At 44.0% G+C, this 18,712-nt stretch carries 14 protein-coding genes; 11 read left to right on the top strand and 3 right to left on the bottom strand.

Going from position 1 to position 18,712, the window contains the following annotated elements; translation table 11 throughout:
* Positions 1 to 51: 51 nt before the first annotated feature.
* From VB073_RS00825 to VB073_RS00815, 3 genes are all read right to left on the bottom strand, one after another.
* The gene (locus tag VB073_RS00825) at positions 52 to 2,595 is read right to left on the bottom strand and encodes a S9 family peptidase (RefSeq protein ID WP_323402241.1); all 2,544 of its coding nucleotides are present in this window, start codon (positions 2,593 to 2,595) and stop codon (positions 52 to 54) included.
* 297 nt (positions 2,596 to 2,892) lie between these two features.
* Positions 2,893 to 3,777 carry a 4-(cytidine 5'-diphospho)-2-C-methyl-D-erythritol kinase gene (ispE, locus tag VB073_RS00820; RefSeq protein ID WP_323402240.1) on the bottom strand — a complete coding sequence of 295 codons (885 nt, stop codon included), beginning with the start codon at positions 3,775 to 3,777 and terminating at the stop codon, positions 2,893 to 2,895.
* 187 nt (positions 3,778 to 3,964) lie between these two features.
* On the bottom strand, positions 3,965 to 6,115 hold the full coding sequence (locus tag VB073_RS00815) for a DUF5686 family protein (protein WP_323402239.1): 2,151 nt from the start codon (positions 6,113 to 6,115) through the stop codon (positions 3,965 to 3,967).
* A 149-nt stretch (positions 6,116 to 6,264) separates the two neighbouring features.
* On the opposite strand from VB073_RS00815, the gene VB073_RS00810 reads away from it, so the two are divergent.
* The 11 genes from VB073_RS00810 (at position 6,265) to aroC (ending at position 18,656) form a co-directional block, all read left to right on the top strand.
* Positions 6,265 to 6,966: a Crp/Fnr family transcriptional regulator gene (locus VB073_RS00810; protein ID WP_323402238.1), complete on the top strand. Its 702-nt coding sequence runs from the start codon at positions 6,265 to 6,267 to the stop codon at positions 6,964 to 6,966.
* Positions 6,967 to 7,046: 80 nt separating this feature from the next.
* Complete coding sequence (locus VB073_RS00805) at positions 7,047 to 8,561, top strand: GH3 auxin-responsive promoter family protein (RefSeq protein WP_323402237.1); 1,515 nt, start codon at positions 7,047 to 7,049, stop codon at positions 8,559 to 8,561.
* 82 nt (positions 8,562 to 8,643) lie between these two features.
* Positions 8,644 to 9,459, top strand: coding sequence for an outer membrane protein assembly factor BamD (locus VB073_RS00800; RefSeq protein WP_323402236.1), 816 nt, complete (start codon positions 8,644 to 8,646; stop codon positions 9,457 to 9,459).
* Positions 9,460 to 9,494: 35 nt separating this feature from the next.
* A complete protein-coding gene (locus tag VB073_RS00795; RefSeq protein ID WP_323402235.1) occupies positions 9,495 to 9,830 on the top strand; it encodes a DNA-directed RNA polymerase subunit omega in 336 nt (111 codons plus the stop codon).
* Position 9,831: 1 nt separating this feature from the next.
* Positions 9,832 to 10,287 carry a DUF4293 domain-containing protein gene (locus VB073_RS00790; protein WP_323402234.1) on the top strand — a complete coding sequence of 152 codons (456 nt, stop codon included), beginning with the start codon at positions 9,832 to 9,834 and terminating at the stop codon, positions 10,285 to 10,287.
* A gap of 188 nt (positions 10,288 to 10,475) precedes the next feature.
* A complete protein-coding gene (locus tag VB073_RS00785; RefSeq protein WP_323402233.1) occupies positions 10,476 to 11,390 on the top strand; it encodes a M48 family metallopeptidase in 915 nt (304 codons plus the stop codon).
* Positions 11,391 to 11,741: 351 nt separating this feature from the next.
* Positions 11,742 to 14,465, top strand: a complete 2,724-nt coding sequence (locus tag VB073_RS00780) for a DNA gyrase/topoisomerase IV subunit A (protein WP_323402232.1) — start codon at positions 11,742 to 11,744, stop codon at positions 14,463 to 14,465.
* 21 nt (positions 14,466 to 14,486) lie between these two features.
* Complete coding sequence (locus tag VB073_RS00775) at positions 14,487 to 15,332, top strand: DUF3316 domain-containing protein (RefSeq protein ID WP_323402231.1); 846 nt, start codon at positions 14,487 to 14,489, stop codon at positions 15,330 to 15,332.
* Positions 15,333 to 15,587: 255 nt separating this feature from the next.
* Entirely contained in the window at positions 15,588 to 16,760 is a 1,173-nt protein-coding gene (locus VB073_RS00770) for a PatB family C-S lyase (protein ID WP_323402230.1), read from the top strand.
* Between the two features lie 116 nt (positions 16,761 to 16,876).
* Complete coding sequence (locus VB073_RS00765; protein WP_323402229.1) at positions 16,877 to 17,500, top strand: FKBP-type peptidyl-prolyl cis-trans isomerase; 624 nt, start codon at positions 16,877 to 16,879, stop codon at positions 17,498 to 17,500.
* A gap of 79 nt (positions 17,501 to 17,579) precedes the next feature.
* Positions 17,580 to 18,656, top strand: coding sequence for a chorismate synthase (aroC, locus tag VB073_RS00760; RefSeq protein ID WP_323402228.1), 1,077 nt, complete (start codon positions 17,580 to 17,582; stop codon positions 18,654 to 18,656).
* Positions 18,657 to 18,712: the final 56 nt, after the last annotated feature.

Genomic DNA, 18,712 nt, shown 5'->3' with positions numbered 1-18,712 from the left:
CATCGTTAAATCGTTAAATTATCACATCCACCTAACCACCTATCCACTTTTTCACTCATTGGGGAACATGGAGTCCCACCAGCGGGAGTCGTTTTTCAGCCATTTGGTAAACCATGCATAGATGGCATTGTTCCATGCGATTCGTTTTTCGTAATCGTAAATGGCGTGATTTTCTCCTTCCACCTGGATAAATTCCACCTCCTTGCCAAGCAGCTTCAGTGCATTATACATCTGGATACTTTCACCCATTGGTACATTGGTATCGACTGTACCATGTAGTAGTAGCAGTGGTGTGTTGATTTTATCAGCCGCGAAGAGTGGACTCTGTTTCACATAGAGATCGGGATTGTTCCATGGATAACTTCCTGCACTTGCTCCGGCACTGTAGGAGTAACCCCAATATCCTTCACCCCAATAACTGGCAATATTGCTGATGCCGGCATGCGATACTGATGCGGAGAAGATATTCGTTCTGGTAATAAGATATTGAGTCATGAATCCACCATACGATGCTCCTATATTACCGATCCTGGTTCCATCTACAAAAGGATGCGAAGCTACAAATGTCTGGGTCCCTTCTATGATCTCCTCAGCTGTCTGGTTGCCCCATGCATTCACGTGGCGGGCTGAGAACTCCTGGCCGTAGCCGGTGGTGCCGCTCGGTTGTAGCGTGTAGACAACATAATCTTGTGCAGCATAGACATGTAACGGATAAGTGCTTTCGAATGTTCGTGAAGTGGGACTGGTTCCACCGTAGTAATAAACGATCAGAGGGTATTTTTTCTGTGGATCGAAATTGGGTGGGAGATAGTAACGTCCTTCGATCACATCGCCGAAAGAACTGGTGAACTGCCAGTCCTTCACTTCTCCCAATTGCAACTTATTAAGCTTTTCTGCATAAGGATCGGAAATGAGAATTGATTCCATCGTCTTCAGATTCAACAGGTAGCTCCGGTTTGAATTCGAGGTGCTTACACCCGTGTAGGTTGCCCATGTTGCGTTTTCAGCAATATTGAATGAGCGGATCACATCTTCTTTGAGCGGTAGCTTATCTAATTTTTTCCGTTGTGGATCATAGCGATAAACATTTGCACGGTCTCCCTCTTCCACGCGATAATAAATATGGCCGTCGTTTGTACTCCATTGCTGGCTGCTGATAGTAGGTCCGAAATTCCTGGTGACTGGTTCTATCTTTCGGGTAGCAAGGTTCATGATAAACGACTGGGTGTCGTAACTATTGGCAATCTGTCCTTCTTTGATATTGAGACCGATCCCTCCGAACGCTTCCGGAGCACCATGGATCAACAGATATTTTCCGTCGGGTGAGAACTGGGCATTGTAGGCGTAAGATTCATCTTTCCAGATAGTGTCTACTTCCATCGTCTCCAAATCCAGTAAATAGAGTGAACTCCTCTGAAATGGTCGCTCCGTAAGATATTCTTCGGAGGTGGAAAAGAGTAGCTTTTTTGCGTCGTCGGTTATATGGTTAAGCGATGCTGTCTGTCGCCCGAATGTGAGTTGTTGGGTGAGTCCGGTATTGAAAAAATGCCGATAAAGGAAGTAGCGATCACGGTATCCCGATTGCCTGTCATCAATTCCCATCAGCCTTTTTAGTCCACCGGGATTATTGATGGAGATGCTTTTCTTTGTCGAGAAGAAGATCGATTGTTCATCGGGTGACATATAGAAATGCTCTTTAGGGAGTCCTTCCGCGATAATCTTTGTCTCTGCCGTGAGTAGATCCAAAGTGTAGATCGTCCGTCCCTCATTGCTGTCTTCCACATAATAAAGCAAATCCGATTTGGGCATCCAACCCAACTGTGTTCTGCCGGCTGGTTCCGATAATATTGTCCGTTTCTGTTTGGTATCGTATACCTCTGTATAATTACGTACGTTGCCGCCAGGTAATGTTTCTCTCAGGCCGAGTAACACAAATCGACCGCTCGGGGAAATGGAGGAGCTGTTTACTCTTTTTCCTTCCAGGATATCTTTTATATTGATCCTTCGTTTGTCTATATTATTAAATGTATAGGTAAGCGAAGAATTTTCCTTGTCGGGTTTTAGTTCGATTTTCAGGGCGGGGTTGGCCTTGTAATCCGCCGAGATAAGCATTTTTATGATAATACGTACATTATTTGCCGGACCGCTCAGGTTAGTATCCACCGATCCCGCCCCGCGCAGGCTGTCATTCACCTGGGTTTTAGTTGCCCGTTTTTCGTTATCGACCCACAATTCCAATGGGTTGGGAGATGTGATGGTGAGTTTTCCCTTACCATACTGGTCGCTGGTGACAAAGAAGGAAAATAACTGCAATGCTTGTCCCTGCTGTGGTTTTGGCAGAGTGAAAAAACCGGCTATATTCGAGGTTAGGGCTGTGGTAAACTGGTCCTGTGCCGGAAAGGAAACCTGGTAGGCAAGTAGTTGCTCATCTGAAAAGGCGGATTTGTCCAGGTTTACACTATCCAGCATTACCGGCTTTTGCACCGGAATGGGCTCGAAAGAATAAATCTTATCTGGCATCAGTGACTGCTGAGCCTTTACGTTCATTACCAGTGAAATAACCGTAAAAAAAGAATAAAAAATATATCGCTTCATATTTTATAAATTATTAGAGCCAGGACTTTTAGACTTTTAGAACCAAGACTTTTAGACTTTTAGACTTTTAGAACCAAGACTGATAGACTGTTAGAGCCAAGACTGTTAGACTGTTAGAGTCAAGACTGCTAGACTTTTAGAGCCAGGACTTTTAGATTGTTAGAGCCACGATTTTTGGATTTAGGATTTTTCAATCTTCAATCAATCTCATTGGCATTACTTGTTTCGATTTATCGGGGTTGGCGCATTATCACATCAATCTCATTCAATCTTTAATCAATCTCTACCCAATCACCCTCAATCTTCCTTATCCGACCAGACAAAGTGATCATTAAATTTTCCCTGCCAATCGGGAGCCTTTTCAAAAAGACCGAAGACCGATGATCCCGATCCACTCATGGAGGCATACACTGCTCCTATCTCGTAAAGTTGTTGCTTAATCCTGCAAATTTCGGGAAATTTTTTGAAAACAGGTGGTTCGAAATCATTTTTCATCAATTCCTTCCATGTTTCCGGTGATTTTCGTATGATCTCCTTCAGTGATAACTCCGGTTCTCGTGGGTTGATCATACTGTAAGCCTCTCTGGTAGACACCATAATATCCGGTTTTACCAGTAAGAGAGTATAGTTGCTTAAGTCTATTTCTATGGGTTCCAATTCATCTCCAATGCCGGAAGCGAAAGCAGGGCGGTTCAGGATGAAAAAGGGACAATCGGCACCTAAACGGGCGGCACGTAGTATTAGTTCCTCATTCGAATACCCTAAGCCAAAAGTCTCATTGAGTAGTATCAGTGTAGAGGCAGCATCCGATGATCCACCGCCCAGTCCTGCACCGGAAGGTATCTTTTTGAGCAGATGGATATCGATTTCCGGGAGTTCTTTCTCAAAGGTAATAAGATTCAGCGCTTTGATTACTAAATTGTTATCCGGATCACCATCAATTGGGTTTCCGGTCTGAAAAAAACGGTACTTCCGGGAAGAAGTATTATCTCGTGTTGTTATTGAATGGGTGTTTCCTGAAAATTCAGGAATTCCTGCAGACTCTTTTTCTACAGGTATAATTTCCAAGGCATCTCTCAACCCGATAGGATAGAAGATGGTTTCAATGTTATGGTAGCCGTCCGTCCGGCGGGAAACAACATGTAGCCCTAAATTGATTTTTGCGTTGGGAAAACAGATCATCTGCCGTTAAACTTTTCAAATAAAACTAGGCTATTTATACACCTGACATTCTCTTCTGTCGGTTAGCCAATCTTCTCTCTTCTCTCTAAACAAATAGCCCCGCAAATATAAGGAAAGCCGGGAGAAAAACCAAGCTTGCTTGAACTATTTCTAACCACCTGTCCACCTGTCCACTTATCCACTTTCCTCAGAACTCAAACGACGCCCTTACCCCCAGTTGCCTGAAGTCGGTCTTGTGGAACGAGCAGAAGAAACCGGCATTAAAAAAACGGTTGCCGATACCATATCCCAGTTCGGAATAGGAAATGATCTGTGGGGTGTATAATTGACTCACGTAAATTCGTTCATTCTCGGCGAAATCGGAGACGAACGGAATACTTTTCAGAATGAGAAAAGGTGCTTCAAACATGGTATGCGCCTGAATGTATGAGTCGGAGGCATTATACAGGTCTCGGCTTAGCAGATTAAAGATGCCGCCCAACCCGTCATTCCAGTTTTCCGGGAAGTTGTTTTTGGAGAAATAGACGAAATCGGCAAAATACTCTGTTTTCTGGTTGATGAATTTGCCTGCACCCACATGATACTGAAGTGAATGTCTCAATCCAAAAGAGATATTCTGGCTGAGATCGACCTCTATCCGGTTATATTCCGAAGTACTCCCGAGGACATTCTGAAAACTTCGGGATAGCTCCAGCTTGAATGTGGGAAAGGGAGAACGTTCATATATCTTTTGTCGTCCATCGTAGCGGTAATATTGTTGAGGAGTCCAACTGATACGGATGAACGGTGCGAATGATTTTCGGGTGCCAAACAGCTCTTCGATCGGTTCACTGTCGTTGTCGGAAGAACGTAACTTGCTCATGTTGTTTTTGCTCTTTCTGATATGGTAATCAATCCCTGTCTGCACTAACAGGCCGTTGGTCACTTCGAATGTATTGTACAACTTCAGGTAGTAATCCCTGTAGTATTTCACTGAGATATCCTCGAAATTGATGCCCCTGTTATTAAGGCTGTCCTGAATCTGGTCGACGAATAAAGAACTATAGGTGGGATTACCGTTTCCTATGGATATGGTGGCGCTCCCCAACCTGTAAGGATCATAATTCCATGTAGAGGTCAGGTCGGTGAAAAACTCCTTATGACGGACCATAAATCCGGCGAAGGCATTCATCTTTACGGTACGATTATGTTTCAGGTCAAAATTAAAAAATAGTTTCTGACGGTAGGTTATACCGTCGCGCGAAGTATATCCCACCATCAAAGGGTTGAGCAAACCCGAATATCCGATTGCCGTAGAACGGTATTCGTAGTTGGAGTTCATCACTACCCGCTGTACCTGTTGCGCGAAATTGTGGCTGCGGAGAGTATCGTTCCCGGCCTTTCGGGCTGCTTTCTCCGCTTGTCTTTGCCGATACTGGCTAAGTACATCCCTTTCCATCGCCTGCAAAGGGATGGGCCGATGTTCATTCCAGAAAGTTGAATCGCTTTGCAGCGGTACGGAGTCTAGCCGTATTTTGTAGAAGTCGCTGATATTGAGTGAACGGACAGACTCTGTTGTCCGTCTCATTTTCATCTCTTTGTATTTGATCGTTGCCAGGTGCCTGCTTGCCAGTACATTTCCAAGATAAGATGCTGTTTCATAGATGGTGAATCGCACCGGCAGGAAGAGGGTGATCCATTCGTCTCCCATGGTTATTTCGAACGAGAAATCAGAAAAGATATCGATACCCTCGCCCCTGAAAGATATCACACGCCAACTCCCATTCTCTATGATGAATGTCCCTCTCAATAGCTTGCTGTTTGTGTAAATAGGATTGAAGTTGATACTGTAATAGGTCTTTTCATTTTCGGTAAAGGTACGTGTCAGCGTATACCGGTAATATTTGGATGTGCTGAATCGGAGAGGCATGAAAAAACTTTCATCATTGGTAGTCTCGCCGTAAATATTGATATTCAGTAACTCGAACGGTATCATGTCGAGATCTTTTCTGGCGGTAAGCGTACCGGTCACGTGTTGTATGTCCTGTACATAGTTATTCGGATGTTCAAATCGTAAATCACTGATGGTTTCAATCACAGCTGCCGCATTGTCAGGGTCATGCAATACAAACCGGGGAATCAGATGGGTGTATTTATAAAGGAAATTTTTCTTCAGGGTTTCCACATAGGTACGTGTATATATTTCTGCAGAAAAACTCTCGACCAGATCGTTGTATCTTTCAGCAGCAAGCATTACTCTCTTCATTATGGTATCTACCGGCAACTCCGTTTCCAAAGCGAAACTTTTTAAGGGAGTAATGAACAGAAACAGGATATATACAGTGACTTTCCCTTTCATTTTTTTACAAGATGCAAATATAGTGAAAGCCGGGAGAAAAACCAAGCTTGCTTAAACTTATTCGATATCACAGAAAAAAGATATTTTTTTAAGGTGAATTATAAAAAAACCGGTATATTTGTGTTTTAGAACATAGTTCTATAACATTCATGGCAGGAAAAAAGAAAGAAGTCATCGATTTATCCTCCACATTATCTGATATTTGGAGGATACTGACGGATGCCGAACGGGAAATGTTGCGCAGCTCTGCTCGTATTGTTCAATTTAAGAAAAATGAAGCGATATATATTGAGAACGATGTGCCTAAATACCTGATGTGCCTTTTTAACGGGAAGGTGAAAATCCTTAAAAGTGGGATAGGAGGTAGAAGTCAGATCATAAGGATTATACGCCCTATGCAATATTTTGGTTATAGGGCTTACTTTGCGCGTGAGAATTATGTGACAGCCGCTATGGCTTTCGAATCCTGTACTGTATGCATGATTCCCATGGAGTTGATAGAAAAGTTCCTGCGTAAGAATGGGAATCTGGCTCTTTTATTCATACAGTTGTTATCTGTCGATCTTGGTGTGGCCGACCAGAGAATTGTCAACCTTACGCAAAAGCATGTGAGAGGGCGGTTAGCTGAGTCTCTTCTGGCCCTTATGGAGAGTTATGGACTTGAAGAAGATGGCGCCACTATCAATATCTACCTGGCACGTGAAGACCTGGCCAACCTTTCTAATATGACTACATCGAATGCTATTCGTACCCTTTCTAACTTTGTAAACGAACGCATCATTGCCATTGATGGTAGAAAGATTAAGATCATCGATGAAGAGAGACTCCATAAAATCAGTCGTATGGGATAACCCGTTTTTAATTAAATTGTGAATTTGTTCTTCAAATTTACGAAACTCTTGTCTACCTTTGCGTTTCAATTCCTTATCGAATGATTCAGAAAATAACCCGCTCCATACTTACCGGCTATTATAGGCCGGTGAAAAAATTTGTAGATGATCCGCTCGGAACTCAACAGAAAACCTTTAAGAACTTGCTTGAGCATGGGCGGAATACACTTTACGGAAAAGAGAATAATTTTCAATCCATTCGGAATAGTGATCATTTTACGATACGGGTGCCGCTTATTTCCTATGAAGAATTACGTCCCTGGCTTGATAAGATAATCATAAATAATCAACAGAATGTACTCTGGGATACTCCTGTGAAATGGTTCGCCATGTCATCGGGTACTACTGAAGATAAAAGCAAATATATTCCTGTCACTAAAGAGTCGTTGTATAACGGAAACTATCGGGCCGGTTATCATATGTTGGGAATCTATGCTTTTCATCATCCCGATACCGCGTTCATATTGGGGAAAACTTTGGTGTTGGGAGGTAGCCAGCAGATCAACCGTATCGGGGGTAATATTTATACAGGAGATATTTCTGCTATTTTGATGAAAAATCTTCCGATAATGGCAAAAAGAAAAAGAACACCCGAGAGTGTGGCACTGTTACCCGACTGGGAGGAAAAACTGCAGAAGTTGACCGACTTTGCAGTCAAAGCCGATATTCGTGCTATGGTGGGAGTCCCTTCCTGGATACTGGTGTTACTGAAAAAAATTGTGGAAGATACCGGCCGTTCTATCCCCGAACTATGGCCACACCTCGAAGTATTCTTTCATGGTGGAGTTAGTTTTCTTCCTTTTCAGGAACAGTATGAGTTACTCATCCCTTCGCAAAAGATGCGTTATTGGGAAACCTATAATGCTTCGGAGGGATTCTTTGGCGTACAGTTCTCATCCCTTTCCAAAGATATGCTTTTATTGCTCGATAACGATGTCTATTACGAGTTTATCCCTATCGGGGAGTGGGATAAGGAAAATCCGTACACTGTTCCCCTGAGCGGAGTAGAAACCGGCAAGCAATACGCTATGGTAATCACTACCAGTGGAGGTCTGTGGCGATACAGGATTGGCGATACTGTGCAATTTACCTCTACTGATCCCTATCTTTTCAAAGTGACGGGACGTACAAAGCAGTTTATCAATGCTTTTGGGGAAGAGTTGATCGTCGATAATGCCGATAAAGCTATCGATGAAGCCTGTCGCGCAACCGGAGCCAAAGTGACTGAATACACTGCTGCTCCTGTCTATTTCGGGGAGTACAGCAACGGAGCACACGAATGGCTTATCGAGTTCGAAACTCCTCCTTCCGGTGATTTCGTCGATTTCGTACATATTCTCGATGAGAGCCTGAAACGGCTCAATTCCGACTATGAAGCAAAACGCTCTTACAACCTGTCTCTCGGTATGCCTATTGTGAAGGTCGTCGAAAAGAATACTTTTTATGAATGGATGAAATTCAGGGAAAAAGCAGGAGGACAAAACAAGGTACCTAAACTGAGCAATGAACGGAAATATGTGGATAGTATCCTCGATTTTATCAACTCCAAATCCTAAAATTGAATAAAAACAGCTATTCCGTTATCCATAAATGAGAAAGATTCAGTAAATTTGCACCCTAAAACCCACTGGTGACGTAATGAGAATAAAACTGTACTATTTTTTGCTGCTCGCTTTGGCGTTAAGTTCTTGTAATGAGTATAACAAGATTCTGAAAAGTACCGACAGGGACTTGAAATACAGTTATGCTAAAAAGTATTTCGAGGAAGGTAAGTATAACCGTTCCATTACATTGCTCGAAGAGTTGGTCGCTTTTATGAAGGGAACAGCCCAGGCTGAAGAGTCGGTCTATCTCCTTGCTCAAAGTCACTACAATTCAAAAGATTACTATTCAGCTACCCAGTGGTTTACAACCTACTACACTACTTATCCTAAAGGAGAATATGCCGAACCGGCCCTTTTCTATTCGGCGTATGGTATGTATCTCGATTCTCCCGACCCCCGTTTGGATCAGACAAAAACCTATACTGCAATTGCTGAATTCCAAAAATATATCGAACGCTATCCGCAAACCGAGAGAGCCGATCAGGCGAAGAACTACCTGTTCGAACTTCAGGAGAAACTGGCTTATAAAGAATTGCTTGCTGCCCAACTTTACCTGAATCTGGGCAATTTTATGGGTAATAATTATGAGTCGGCTGTAATCACTTCCCGTGAGGCGATGAAGAGCTATCCTTTCTCCAAATATATGGAGGAATATCAGATTACCATCCTGCGGGCCCGTTTCGAGTACGCACAGAACAGTGCTTTGAGGGCACAGCCGGAGCGTTATCGTATGGTTGTTGATGAGTATTTCAACTATAAGAACTTATTTCCCGAAGGTAAATATATAGCAGAGGCCGATAAGTATTATCGTCAAGCTCAGGACAAAATAGATGAGCTTCCCTCTTCTTGATCAAAAGAAAACAGACAATAAGACAAACAATAAAAATGGATTACAAGAAAATTGCTGCAAGTACCAACACTGAGACACGCGATGTAATGAAAATGTCGGATCCGGTGGGTAATGTATATGAAATGGTGATGGTCATCGGTAAGAGAGCCAATCAGTTGGCTGTTGAAATGAAGCAGGATCTCGATGCCAAACTACAGGAATTCGCTTCCTATAGCGATAATCTGGAAGAGGTATTCGAAAATCACGAACAGATCGAGATCTCCCGTTTCTACGAAAAACTGCCTAAGCCTTCTTTGCTGGCCATTGAAGAATGGAAAGAAGGAGAGATTTACTACCGCAATCCGTCCAAGGAAAAAGAAATGTTCGGATAATATGTTACAACGTATCCAGTCGATTTTCCTTCTCCTGGCTGCGGTTGCCATGTTGGTTGCTTCCGTAACACCTCTTGCCCTGTTTCTTTATAATTCCGATCAGGCTGTGTTTAAGGCAATGGGCGTATACATGAACGACCAACTGAACGATTCTACCTGGGGGTTGTTCGTTATGGGTGTTGCCAGTTCGGTATTGGCACTCCTTACTGTTTTCCTCTACAAGAACAGGATGTTGCAGATACGTCTTTCCATATTCAATGTTATCTTCATGATAGGATTTTATCTCTATCTTGGATTCATCCTATATACACTTACTTCGGCGGAAAGTCTGCAATTCCTGAAAATAGGAATTGGGGTTATTATGCCGGTAATCGCTATCATCTTCTCATTGCTCGCCATTCGCAGGATAGGTGCCGATGAAGCGTTGGTGAGGTCACTCAACCGGTTGAGGAGGTAAAAGAGGAAAAGTCTCCATACAGTATATTATAAGGGTAGCTTGTCGGATGATTTGAGGACAGGTTACCCTTTTTTATGTGGAGTCGCGCTATTTGGATCGGATTTTTTTATACTTTTGCCAAAATTGATTATCATTTATGATTCCCCAATCATGAATCCCAGATCATAAATCGTAAATAACAATATAATATGGAGCAAAAAAAATTACAAAGAACCATAAAATTGACGCTTGTAATGTTTGTGGCAGTAGTGCTGCTCGATGCATGTGGAAGCGTACCGTTTACCGGGAGAAGGCAGTTGCAGTTGGTCTCTAACGAGGAGGTGATTGCATTGAGTTTGCAGCAGTATCAGGATTTCATGCGTACGGCTCCTGTGGAGAGAGGGACAACCAATGCGCAGATGGTCAGCCGCGTAGGTGCACGCATAGCCACTGCGGTAAAGACTTTTTATACCAATAATGGATACGCATCTGAGCTGGATAACTATTCGTGGGAATTTAATCTGGTAAAGGATAATAGTGTCAATGCCTTTGCCATGCCGGGTGGTAAGGTGGTTGTTTATACCGGCCTGCTCCCTATTACCCAAACAGAAGATGCTTTGGCCGTAGTGATGGGGCATGAAATAGCCCATGTGCTCGCGCGCCACTCCAATGAGAGGTTAAGCCAGCAGGTAGCTTTACAGTATGGAGGTGCTATCGCAGGAGGATTTTTGGGTAATTCGCAGGTTATGCAACAGCTTGGAAGTGCTGTCTTTGGCTTGGGAGCACAATATGGCGTGATGATGCCTTATGCCCGTAAACATGAATATGAGGCTGATGAGATCGGATTGATACTGATGGCTATCGCTGGTTACGACCCCCGTGTTGCCGTCTCTTTCTGGACCAGAATGGCGGAAAATTCAGGTGGAGCCCAGGTTCCTGAAGCCATGAGTACACATCCCAACGATAATAATCGCATTGCTCGGATTGAATCAATTATGCCCAATGTATTGCAGTATTATAAAGGTGCAGGAGTTCAGAACAATACAAAAGAACCTATTAAAACGAAGGCGGACGTACCGATAGAAACTGACAAGGCGAAAACTTCCAAAGAGTGGACTTTCTGATTTGGCAATTACCCTTGAAATTGTTACCTTTGAGGAATAATTTAATGTGCCAATCCCGATAAATCGGGACAAGTAATGTCAATGTGAATGATGAGATTGGTTTGAGATTGATTGAATCCCAAATCTAAAAGTCTTGGTTTTAAAAGCCTATAAGTCCTGGCTCTAACAGTCTCGCTTTTAACAGTCTCGGCTCTAACAGTCTAAAAGTCTATCAGTCTTGGCTCTAACAGTCTAAAAGTCTTGATTCTAACAGTCTAAAAGTCTTGGCTCTAACAGTCTATCAGTCCTGGCTCTAACAGTCTATCAGTCTATCAGTCTTGGCTCTAACAGTCTTGGTTCTAAATAAAATATATGTCTCCTAAATTACCTAACGACGACGATATAAAAGAGAGAGAGGAAAATCAGGAAGAAGATGAAATTTATCTCTCTTCCGAATCTTTTGCCGGTTCTAAAGTGCCGGTAAAACTGGGTGACGACAGTTCACTCAACCTTTCTAAAATGTATCAGAACTGGTTTCTTGATTACGCATCTTACGTGATCCTGGAGCGTGCGGTGCCCCATATCTTCGACGGACTCAAGCCCGTACAACGTCGTATCCTGCACGCTATGAAGCGGATGGATGATGGCCGCTATAACAAGGTAGCCAATATCATCGGGACAACCATGCAATATCATCCACACGGTGATGCTTCTATCGGCGATGCATTGGTACAACTGGGACAAAAAGATCTGCTGATCGACTGTCAGGGTAACTGGGGAAATATACTTACCGGTGACGGTGCTGCCGCACCACGTTATATTGAAGCACGTCTCAATAAATTTGCCCTCGAAGTGCTCTTCAACCCGAAGACCACCGAGTGGAAAGCATCATACGATGGTCGGAATAAAGAACCGGTCACACTTCCTGCCAAATTTCCTCTTCTTCTGGTACAGGGTGCCGAAGGGATTGCCGTAGGGCTCTCTTCTAAAATATTGCCGCATAATTTCAACGAAGTATGTGATGCCGCCGTGAGTTACCTTCAGGATGAGGAGTTCTCACTCTATCCCGACTTCCAGACGGGAGGATATATCGACGTGGAGAAGTACAATGATGGAGAAAGAGGCGGTTCTGTCAAGATCCGTACTACCATTACCAAGTTGGATAATAAAACCCTTATCATCAAGGATATCCCTTATGGGAAGACTACGGCCGGTTTGGTTGACTCCATCCTTAAAGCCAACGACAAAGGCAAGATCAAGATCAAGAAAGTCGATGATATCACGGCACAAAATGTGGAAATCCATGTACAACTGGCACCGGGTGTCTCCTCCGATAAAACAATCGACGCGCTCTATGCTTTTACCGATTGTGAGATTAGTATCTCTCCCAACTGTTGTGTCATCGATGATAACAGGCCGCATTTCCTCACTGTGAGCGATGTGTTGCGCTCCTCTGTAGATACCACCCGTGAGCTGCTGCGCAGTGAACTGGAGATCGAGAAGGCTGAGAAACAGGAGGCGCTCCTCTTCGCATCTCTCGAGAAGATTTTTATCGAAGAGCGTATCTATAAGGACAAGGAGTTTGAGAACGCTAAAAATATGGATAATGCCGTCACGCATATCGATCACCGTCTCGAACCTTATAAACCTTCTTTCCTTCGGGAGATCACCCGTGACGATATTCTCAGGCTGATGGAGATCAGGATGGCACGTATCCTCAAATTCAATTCCGACAAGTCGGAAGAGGTGATCGCCAAACTGAAGGAAGATATCGAGGAGATCGATCATAACCTCGACCATCTGGTCGACTATACCATTGCATGGTTCCTGATGCTCAAGGAAAAATATGGAAAGAATTTCCCGCGTCATACGATTATCCGTAGTTTTGAAAATATCGAAGCCACCAAGGTTGCCGAAGCCAACGAGAAACTCTATATGAATCGGGAGGAAGGCTTCATCGGTACCGGCATGAAAAAAGACGAGTTTGTCTGCAATTGTTCCGATATCGACGATATCATTGTCTTCTTCAAAGATGGAAAATACAAGGTGGTGAAAGTGAGCGAAAAGATGTTTGTCGGTAAGGGTATACTCTATGCGGGTGTATTCAAAAGAAATGACAAGCGAACCATTTATAATGTGGTATACCGCGATGGCAAAAAGGCACCTCACTATATCAAGCGCTTTGCGGTGATCGGTGTCAACCGTGACAAGGAATACGATCTCACCCGTGGTGAACCCGGATCGCGTATCGCTTATTTCAGTGTCAATCCAAATGGAGAGGCTGAAACCATCAAAGTGATCCTTAAACCCAAGCCCCGCATGCGTATCCTCCAGTTCGAGAAGGATTTCAGTGAGATAGAGATCAAAGGGAGGCAAGCGATGGGTAATATCCTGACCAAGGCAGAAATACATCGGATACAGCTTAAGCAAAAAGGGGTCTCCACACTCGGCGGTCGCAAGGTATGGTTTGATCCCGACGTGTTCCGTCTCAATTATGAAGGCAGCGGTAAATTCCTCGGTGAGTTCCAGGGTGAAGATATGATTCTTGTGGTCACTACCAACGGTGAATACTACATCTGTAACTTCGACCTCACCAACCATTTTCCACATAATATACTCCATATCGCGAAGTTCGACGAACATAAGGTATGGACGGCAGCACTTTTTGATGCCGATCAAAAGTATGTCTATCTGAAACGGTTCACGTTTGAACCGTCGGAGAAACCGCTTCGCTTTATAGGTGATAACCCCCAATCACGCCTCTTTTTACTTACCGATACGGTTTTCCCGAGAGTAAAGGCTGTCTTTGGTGGTCACGACGATTTTCGCGAACCATTGGAGATCGACGTAGAGGAATTCATCGGTGTGAAAAGTTATAAGGCAAAAGGTAAACGTATATCCAATTACGAGGTGGTGACCGTGGAGGAGCTTGAACCGCTCCGCTTTCCGGAACCGGAAGAAGAGCCGCAGCAGGTAATGAAGGTGGAGATTGCGGAAGAGAATGGTGACAACGGTTATAGTGAAGAAAACGGGGAGTATGACGTCTCTGATGCCGACTTGCGTGACGAAATCACGGGCCAGATGAAATTGTTTTAATTCTAAAGATAAAAAAACAGGATGAAAAAAACAGTACTACTGCTTAGTATATGGATAGGTTTTCTCTTTATGACGGTTTCACAGGAGAATTACTCCCATATTTCCCCGGTAAGTCCTGTCAACCAATCTACCCTGCTTGGTGTTGGTAAGGCGTTTCTCGATGATAGCTACCTTTCTCCTCTCAGGTATAGGGGAACTAGCGTGTCACTCATGCACGACCGTATCAAAGGAACCTCTTATGTGAAAGGTAGACTGCTTATGCAGCAGCAATTCCTTATACAGACTGCTATCACTAAAAATCCTACTGCTTCGGCATCGGAATATTATGGTAATCTCGATTACCGGCTCACCGGCTTTTATCCCCTGCTCAAAGGAGACAATCTGAAGATTTACGGAGGAGGTGGATGGGGAGCATCATTGGGTGGGATGTACAATGTGCGAAATTCCAATAACCCGGGATCATTGAAAGTATCCACCAATCTCCATCTTTCAGCGATCGCTCTCTATAACTGGAAGATATTTACTTTCCGCTGGCAGGTTGGTACTCCTTTCGCCGGGATGTTCTTTTCTCCTGAATACGGACATTCCTATTATGAGATTTTTACCCTTGGAAATGGGAAGGGAACAGTTCATTTTGGTTCTTTCCATAATCAACGTGCATTACGTAACTATTTTTCGGTGGATATTCCACTCCATAATATCACTCTTCGTGCTGCCTATTTGGGAGATTATTATCATAGCCACGTGAATGATCTTATCACAAGAATTGTTTCTCATCAGTTCATGGCCGGTTTTGCAGTGGAATCACTCAACTTCGGGGGAAAAAGAGCCCGTAACAATACGTCGCTCCCATCGGTATATTATTAGTGTTTAATCGTTTAATCGTTTGACTGTTTAACTGTTTGGATGAGTTTGAGAATGAATGATGAATGTGCCAATCCCGATAAATCGGGACAAGTAATGCCAATGAGATTGATAGGGATTGGGTGAAGATTGAAAAATCCTAGATCCAAAAGTCCTGACTCTAACAATCTAGAAGTCCTGGCTCCAAAAGTCTAGCAGTCTTGACTCTAACAGTCTAACAGTCTTGGTTCTGAAAGTCTTGGTTCTAAAAATAAAAAGATGCAATATAATTTTGATGAAATAGTAGATCGTTCGGGTAGTAATGCCGTTAAATTAGAGAGGTTGAAACCTGTCTTTGGACAGGAGGATCTTATTCCGCTTTGGGTGGCCGACATGGATTTCAAGTCGCCACCGGCTATCGTAGAGGCATTGAAGCAAAGAGTCGAACATGGAGTGTTTGGTTATACACTTCCGTCGGAAGAATATACCTCTTCTATCGTCAATTGGCTGGCGAGGCGTCATCATTGGCAGGTAAAAGGCGATCATATCAACTTTGTACCGGGCGTGGTGAAAGGATTTGCCTTTGCCATCGATGAGTTTACTGCCAAAGGGGACAAGATAATCATCCAACCGCCGGTATATCACCCTTTTCGTATCGTGACTGAATCACTGGGCCGTGAAGTGGTCAATAATCCGTTGATCCTCGAAGAGGGGCAGTATAAAATGGATTTCGAAGGATTGCGCCGGATCGTTTCTGATAATGACTGTAAGATGTTGATACTTTGTAATCCCCATAACCCCGGTGGTAGGACCTGGTCACCCGCTGAGTTGAATGAACTGGCCGACATCTGTTATGGAAACAATATATTGGTCGTTTCCGATGAGATCCATGCTGATATGGCATTATCCGGACACCAACATACTCCTTTTGCTTCGGTTTCAGCGAAGGCGGAGGAAATTTCGCTAACGCTTATGGCACCCAGCAAGACATTCAATATTGCCGGTATTGTCAGTTCTTTTGCGGTCATCCTTAATAAAAAGATAAGGGAGAGATACCTCGCTTACCTCGAACCGCGCGAATTGCAACAGGGAACCATTTTCGCTTTCACCGCTACACGTGCTGCCTACGACGAATGCGAGGAGTGGCTCGATCAGATGCTGGCTTATGTGCAGGCGAATATTGATTTTGTGGATAATTATCTTAAAGAGAATATCCCGGAAATAAAAACAATCCTGCCTGAAGCCTCTTTCCTGGTGTGGCTCGACTGCCGGACCCTTGACCTGCCCCAACGTGAGCTGGTGAAACTTTTCATTGAAAAAGCACATCTGGCGTTAAACGACGGTGCCATGTTCGGTTTGGGCGGAGAAGGTTTTATGAGACTCAATGCGGGATGTCCGCGTAGCACCCTCGAAAAGGGCTTAATAAATTTGAAAAAAGCAATACACCCCTAAACATCGGAGCTATTGAGTTGTTAGATGTTGAGAAGTGGACAAAGTGGATAAGTGGATAGGTGAATAGGTGGATTGTGAAGAAGTAAAAATAACAATATAAATTAAAACGAGAGACAATGCAAGTATCAGACAACAAATATGTTACGGTTACCTACGACCTTAATGTAGGCGAAGGAGAAGAACGGGAATTGATGGAACGGGCAACCGTTGAACAACCGCTGGAATTTATTTTTGGCACTAACTCAATGCTTGAAGCCTTCGAAGATCAACTCAAAGGGCTTTCAAAAGGTGACACCTTCTCTTTTCATCTTACTCCCGACGAAGCTTATGGTGATTATGACGAAACCAAAGTTATTGAATTGCCCAAGAATGTTTTTGAGATCGATGGTCAAATCGATGCCCAGGTGCTTTTCGAAGGTAATACCCTTCCTATGATGGATTCTGCCGGTAATCGCCTGATGGGTTCTATCGTTTCTATTGATGATGAAGTGGTTACCATGGACTTTAATCACCCGCTAGCAGGTGAGATCATGCATTTCGAAGGAACTGTTGTGGGTGTGCGTGAAGCCTCTGTCGAAGAGATTGCAGCCCTCTTTTCCGGAGGCGGTTGTGGCTGTGGTGGTTGCGGTTCAGGCGAAGAAGGTGGTTGTGGTTGCGGGTCTTCCTACGAACACGCAGAAGACGGTTGCGGTTGCGGATCCTCTCACGGACATGGAGAAGGTGGTTGCGGCTGCCATTAATCTTAACCATACAGTTATTGATCATTGGTAATTAATAATTGGTCATTAGTAATTGACTGGTAAATTGGTACTTATTTCGATGAATTCATTCGGAACAATATTCAGGTTGACATCATTCGGCGAATCACATGGGGCCGGAGTGGGAGGAGTGATTGATGGTTGTCCTCCGGGGCTGGAAATAGATTTGGACTTTATACAATCGGAACTCGACAGGCGACGTCCCGGACAGTCCCGTATCACTACACCCCGTAAGGAGACCGATAAGGTGGAATTTCTTTCGGGAATATTTCAAAATAAAACTACCGGTGCTCCAATCGGTTTTTTGGTGAGGAACGAGAACCAGCAGTCGTCCGATTACGATAATATCAAAGAGGCTTTCCGCCCGTCTCATGCCGACTTTACCTATCACCAGAAATATGGTATCCGCGATTACCGGGGTGGGGGACGATCCTCCGCACGGGAGACCATCGCCCGTGTGGTGGCAGGTGCCGTAGCAAAACTCTACCTGCGGCATCTCGGTATGGCCATTACGGCCTATACATCACAAGTGGGTAATCTTGCGCTGGAGAATGATTATAGGATATACGACCTTTCTCGTACCGAAGATAATTTTGTCCGTTGTCCCGATCCTGATATCGCGGAGCAAATGATCAAGCTTATTCAGGAAGTGCGTTATCAGGGTGATACTATTGGCGGGACTGTCACCTGTGTAATTAAAGGGACACCTGTGGGTTTGGGAGAACCGGTCTTCGGTAAGCTTCATGCAATGCTAGGTTCAGCCATGCTGAGTATCAATGCCGTCAAAGGTTTCGAGTACGGTTCAGGTTTCGATGTATCTGCCCGTGGGTCGGAGATAAATGATGCTTTCTATAATGATAATGGCAGGGTGAATACCCGCACCAATCACTCAGGCGGGATTCAGGCTGGCATTTCCAATGGACAGGATATCTACTTTCGTGTAGCGTTCAAACCGGTTTCTACCATCCTTCGGGAGCAGGAGACAGTGGATATACATGGAAACGATACGGTCATTAAGGCGCGAGGTCGTCATGACCCCTGCGTTTTGCCACGTGCGGTGCCTATCGTGGAGGCTATGGCAGCTATCACCCTTATGGATGCCTATCTGCTTTCGAAAGCTACCTCTCCGATTCTGTAATCGGATCAAATCTGTAATCGGATCAAATGGACATGAGAAATGTTCTCATACAAAAT

Origin of the sequence: Proteiniphilum sp., assembly GCF_034927365.1 — a bacterium.
Taxonomy (GTDB): Bacteria; Bacteroidota; Bacteroidia; order Bacteroidales; family Dysgonomonadaceae; genus Proteiniphilum.
This window is presented reverse-complemented; position numbering and strand designations above follow the sequence as displayed.